We start from the raw sequence: 5564 nt of genomic DNA, 5'->3' as shown, positions 1-5564 counted from the left end.
GGGCTGTCTCGTTGTTGACGGAGGCGGTGGGGTGGCCGCGTGGGGAGCGGCCGCGTCGGGTGGGTGTGTCGTCGTTCGGGATCAGTGGGACGAATGCGCATGTGGTGCTGGAGGAACCGGCCACCGCGAGCCCCGCCGTCGAGAGCAATGCCGAAACGCCGGATCGGGCTTCGGAATCCGAGCCGACCGGCGGCGTCCTGTGGCCGGTCTCCGCGAATACCGAACCAGCCCTGCGGAATCAGGCGCAACGTTTGCGCACACACCTGGTGGACCGGCCGGGGTGGAGTCCCGCCGATATCGGCTTCTCGCTCGGGACTACGCGGGCATCGCTTCGGCATCGGGCCGTCGTACTCGGCGACGATCGCGAATCCATGCTCGCGGCACTGGCCGGACTGGCCGGGGCGGACACCGCCACCCGCGTCGTGCGCGGCACACCGGTGGAAGGCGATCTCGCCTTCCTGTTCACCGGGCAGGGCGCGCAGCGACCCCGGATGGGCCGTGGGCTCGCCGCCCGGTTCCCGATCTTCGCGCAGGCGGTGGACGAGATCTGTGCCGCTTTCGGCGACCGGCTCGGCCGGCCCCTGCACGAGGTGCTCGACACCGAGGGGACGGAGCTGCTGGACCGCACGGTCTTCACGCAGGCGGGTCTGTTCACGGTCGAGGTTGCGCTCTATCGGCTGTTGCGGCACATCGGAATTCGGCCGAATCGCGTGGCCGGGCATTCGATCGGCGAGATCGCCGCGGCCCATGTGGCCGGGGTCTTCTCCCTCGAGGATGCGGTCACCCTCGTCGCCGCGCGCGGCCGGCTCATGCAGGAACTGCCCGAGGGCGGTGCGATGGTCGCCGTCGGGGCCACCGAGGCGGAGGTGGCCGAGCTGCTGGCCGGGCAACAGCGCCACGCCGGGATCGCGGCGGTGAACGGGCCACGGTCGCTGGTGATTTCCGGCGACGATGAGGTGGTGACCGGTATCGCGGAGCGGCTCGCCGCACGCGGGCACAAGACGCGCAGGCTGCGGGCCGGGCATGCCTTCCATTCCCCGCGCATGGAACCCATGCTGGACGAATTCGCCGCTGTGGCGCGAACTCTGACCTATCACACGCCTGGCATCCCGGTGGTGTCGAACGTGACCGGCGCGGCGGCGGGGCAGGACATCTGCACACCCGGCTACTGGGTCCGGCACGTCCGCGAAGCGGTGCGCTTCGGGGCGGGCATACGCCATCTGCACGAGCGCGGCGTCACCACCTATCTGGAGATCGGACCGGACGCGGTACTCACCGTCATGGGGCCGGAATGCCTCACCGACGAGGAGGCGGTCACGTCCGAATTCGTTGCGGCACTGCGCAAGAACCTGCCCGAGGAGCTGTCGTTCCGGACTGCTGTGGCCCGGTTGCAGGTCCGCGGCTTCGAGCCGGACTGGACCGCCCTGTACACCGCGGCGCGCCGGGTCGAGCTGCCCACCTACGCCTTCGAGCACCAGCGGTACTGGCCGAGTACCGCCGGTGCCGGTGACGGCGCGAGCGGGCTGGGGCTCGAGGCCGCCGGTCATCCGCTGCTCGCGGCCGTGGTTCGCCCGGCCGGCACCGACTCGGTGCTGCTGACCGGTCGGCTCGCGCTGGGTACGCACCCGTGGCTGAACGACCACCGGGTCTGGGATCAGGCCGTATTCCCAGGATCCGGCCTGATCGAACTGGCGCTGGCCGCGGCCGATCGAGTGGGAGCGGACACCGTCGAGGAGCTGACCCTGACCGCCGCGCTGACGTTGTCCGAACACAGCGAGGTCGATGTCCAGGTCTTCGTCGCCGAAGCCGATGACAACGGTCAGCGGTCACTGACCGTGCACGCCCGGCCCGCACGCGAGGAGGCGACCGGCGACTGGACTGTGCTCGCCACCGGCACGGTCGCAAGCGATGTGGCGGTAGGCGATGTGGCCGCGGGCGGTGCGAACACGGCCGTCGACTTCCCGGCCGTGTGGCCTCCCGCGGATGCCGAGGCGGTCGACCTGACCGGCTGGTATGACGCGCTCGGTGCGAGCGGGCTGGAATACGGTCCCGCCTTCCAGGGGCTGCGGGCGGCCTGGCGCCGGGGCTCGGAGATCTTCGCCGAAATCGGTCTAGCCGAGGAGGAGCGGCAGCAGGCGGACTCGTTCGGGCTGCATCCGATTCTGCTCGACGCGACATTGCACGCCCTCGGACTGGGTGCGCTGCCGGTCGCCGAGCAGGCTCAGGTGCCGTTCGCATGGACGGGCGTGCGCCGCTGGTCGACCGGGCCGTCCGCGGTGCGAGTGCACATCAGGCCGGTCGGCGCGGCGGCGGTCGCGCTCACCGTGACCGATTCCGCCGGACGGCTGGTGGCGTCCGTGGCCTCGCTGAGCGTACGGCCGATGACGGCCGATCAACTCGGTCCGGTCGCCGACTCGCTGTTCGATCTGCAATGGATACCCGCTGCGGCAGCACCGATCCCGTCGGCCGTCGCCTGGACCGTGGTCGGTGACGGCCTCGGACTGACCGAGCAGCTGATCTCCGCCGGGCACACCGTCAATGCCTTCGCCGATCTCGAGGCCCTCGCCACCGCCCTCGCGGCGGGAACGGCCATGCCGGACGCGGTGCTGGTCCCGTTCGACGGCGATCTGGACAACTCCGCCGATATGGCGGCCGCTGTCCACACCGCATGCCACCGAGCTGCGGACCTGGCCCGAATCTGGCTGTCGGACAGCAGGTTCCGATCCGCTCGCCTGGTCGTCGTAACGCGCGGGGCGGTCGTCGCGAGGCCCGGTGAGCACATCACCGACCTGGCGGCGGCGAGCGCGCGCGGGCTGCTGCTGTCCGCCCATACCGAGAATCCGCACCGCTTCGCCCTGGTCGATCTCGACTCCGACCCGGCCTCGTACCGCGCCCTGCCCGGACTGCCGGCAACCGATGAGCCGCAATGCGCGCTCCGCACCGGAACCCTGCTCAGCGCCCGCCTGGCGGTGGCCGGAGCGGCGATTGCGCAGCGGTCGAAATCGACAGCACCGCAGCAGGAGTCGGCAACTCCACCGGCGGAAGCGGGTACTCCGCGACCGGATTCTGTGCTGTCGCAGGTGGAAGCGGTCACGCCGCATCCGGAATGGTCACGCCCGCAAGGGGAATGGCCTGCGGAGGGCACCGTGCTGATCACCGGTGCGACCGGTGCGCTGGGGCGGCTCATCGCTCGCCACCTCGTGCGCGAATACGGTGTGCGGCGGCTGCTGCTGGTGAGCCGTCGCGGGGGACAGGCTGCCGGTATCGCGGAGCTGTGTGCCGAATTGTCCGGGCTGGGTGCCGAGGTCGTGGTGGCGGCCTGCGATGTCGCGGACCGGGAGGCGCTGGCCCGGACGCTGGATGGCATTCCGGCCGCGCATCCGCTGACGGGGGTGATCCACGCGGCCGGAATCCTCGATGACGGAGTTACCGGTGCGCTCACCGCCGAGCGGATCGACGGCGTGCTGCGGCCCAAGGTGGATGCCGCGTGGAATCTGCACGAGCTGACGCGGCATGCCGGGCTCGCGGCATTCGTGCTGTTCTCCTCTGTGGCAGGGGTTTTCGGTACGGCGGGGCAGGGGAACTACGCGGCGGCCAACGCCTTTCTCGACGCGCTCGCGCGGCAGCGGCGGGCGGAGGGGCTGGCCGGTATCGCGCTCGGCTGGGGCGCCTGGGCCGAACGTGGCATGGCGGCGGAGCTGGGTACGGCTGAGCGCGCCCGCACCGCGCGGGCCGGGATCGGCGGCCTGAGCGACGTCGAGGGGCTGCGGTTGTTCGATATCGCCGTGCGACAGGATGTCGCGTACCTCGCGCCGATGCTGCTGGATCGCGCCTCGATCGTCGGCGAGACACCGCCGTTGCTGCGCGGCCTGATTCGCGCGCCTCGGGCGCGGCGACGCAGCGAGGGAACCGGTGACCCGGACCTTCCGCGGCGGCTGGCCGGGCTGACGCCGGAGCGGCAGGAACAGGCGCTGCTGGATCTGATTCGCGCCGAAGCGGTTGCGGTACTGGACTATTCCGGAGCCGGCCGGCTGCCGGACGGACGGACGTTCACCGAGCTCGGCACGGATTCGCTCACCGCTCTCGAACTGCGCAATCGGCTCGCCGGGGCGACCGGGCTGCGGCTGGCGCCGACCGTCCTGTTCGACCATCCCACGCCGGCCGAACTCGCCCGCAAGCTGCGTGCGGATCTGTTCACCGCTGTCCCGGAACCCGAGGACGAGGCGTTCGACGAGGACCGCTTCCGCCGGGAGTTCGCCGCTGTGCCGATCAGCAGGCTGCGCGACGCCGGGCTGCTGGAAGGGCTGCTCGCCGTGCTCGATTCGGGGTCCGGCACCTCGGTGGTGGACGAGGACGTGATCGACGGGTTGGCAGTGGCGGACCTGATTTCTCTGGCGCGTGAGGGGGCTGAATCGTGAAGGATTCCGAGACCGGGTCCGCCGAGTTGATCGGTGCTCTCCGGGATGCGGTGAAGGAGACTGTGCGGCTGCGCAAGCAGAATCGTGAGCTGGAAGCCGCGGCGCGGGAGCCGATCGCGGTCGTGGGGATGGCGTGCCGGTTGCCCGGTGGGGTGAGCTCGCCCGAGAGTTTGTGGGAGCTGGTGGCTTCCGGTGGTGACGGGATCTCGGGATTTCCGGCCGATCGGGGCTGGGATCTGGAGAGTCTGTTCGATTCGGATCCGGATCGGGCGGGCCGGTCGTATGTGCGTGAGGGCGGGTTTCTGCACGAGGCGGCGGAATTCGATGCCGAGTTCTTCGGTATTTCGCCGCGTGAGGCGCTGGCGATGGATCCGCAGCAGCGGTTGTTGCTCGAAACGGCTTGGGAGGCAGTGGAGTACGCGGGTATCGATCCGTCCTCGCTGCGGGGTTCGCGGACCGGCGTCTATGCCGGCGCCATGTTCTACGACCAGGGGCTCACGCTCCCCGGCGGCTTGTCGTCGATCGACGGGCAGCGGCTGGTCGGCAGTTCGGGGAGCGTCGTCTCGGGGCGGCTGTCGTTCGTGCTCGGGCTGGAAGGCCCTGCGCTGACCCTGGATACGGCGTGTTCGTCGTCGCTGGTGGCCTTGCATCTGGCGGCGCAGGCCCTGCGGCGGCGGGAGTGCGATCTCGCGCTGGCGGGCGGCGTCACCGTCATGTCCAGCCCCGCCGAATTCGTCGGCTTCAGCCGCCAGCGCGCCTTGGCGCCCGACGCCCGCTGCAAGGCGTTCGCGGCGGCGGCGGACGGCACCATTTGGGGCGAGGGCACGGCCCTGTTGCTGGTCGAGCGCTTGTCGGATGCGGTGGCCAATGGTCATCGGGTGCTGGCGGTCGTGCGTGGTTCGGCCGTGAACCAGGACGGGACCAGCAATGGGCTCACCGCGCCGAACGGGCCCGCGCAGCAACGGGTCATCCGGGCGGCATTGGCCGATGCCGGGTTGACCACCGCGGATGTCGACGCCGTCGAGGCGCACGGGACCGGTACCAAGCTGGGCGATCCGATCGAAGCGCATGCCTTGCTGGCGACGTACGGCCGGGCGCGGCCGGCCGAGCGGCCGCTCCGGCTGGGGTCGTTGAAGTCGAACATCG

General features: G+C 70.8%; 2 protein-coding genes. Both read left to right on the top strand.

All coding sequences use genetic code 11. From position 1 onward, the window contains the following. Positions 1-11: 11 nt before the first annotated feature. Positions 12-4418 carry a type I polyketide synthase gene (locus GFY24_RS40700; protein WP_228567167.1) on the top strand — a complete coding sequence of 1469 codons (4407 nt, stop codon included), beginning with the start codon at positions 12-14 and terminating at the stop codon, positions 4416-4418. Positions 4419-4444: 26 nt separating this feature from the next. Beyond that, the coding region (locus GFY24_RS40695) for a beta-ketoacyl synthase N-terminal-like domain-containing protein (protein ID WP_228567166.1) at positions 4445-5564 on the top strand (1120 nt) is incomplete at its 3' end.

The sequence above is a fragment of the Nocardia sp. SYP-A9097 genome, from assembly GCF_009649815.1.
Classification (GTDB): domain Bacteria; phylum Actinomycetota; class Actinomycetes; order Mycobacteriales; family Mycobacteriaceae; genus Nocardia.
The sequence above is the reverse complement of the archived record's forward strand: the minus strand, read 5'-3'. Positions and strand labels throughout refer to the sequence as shown.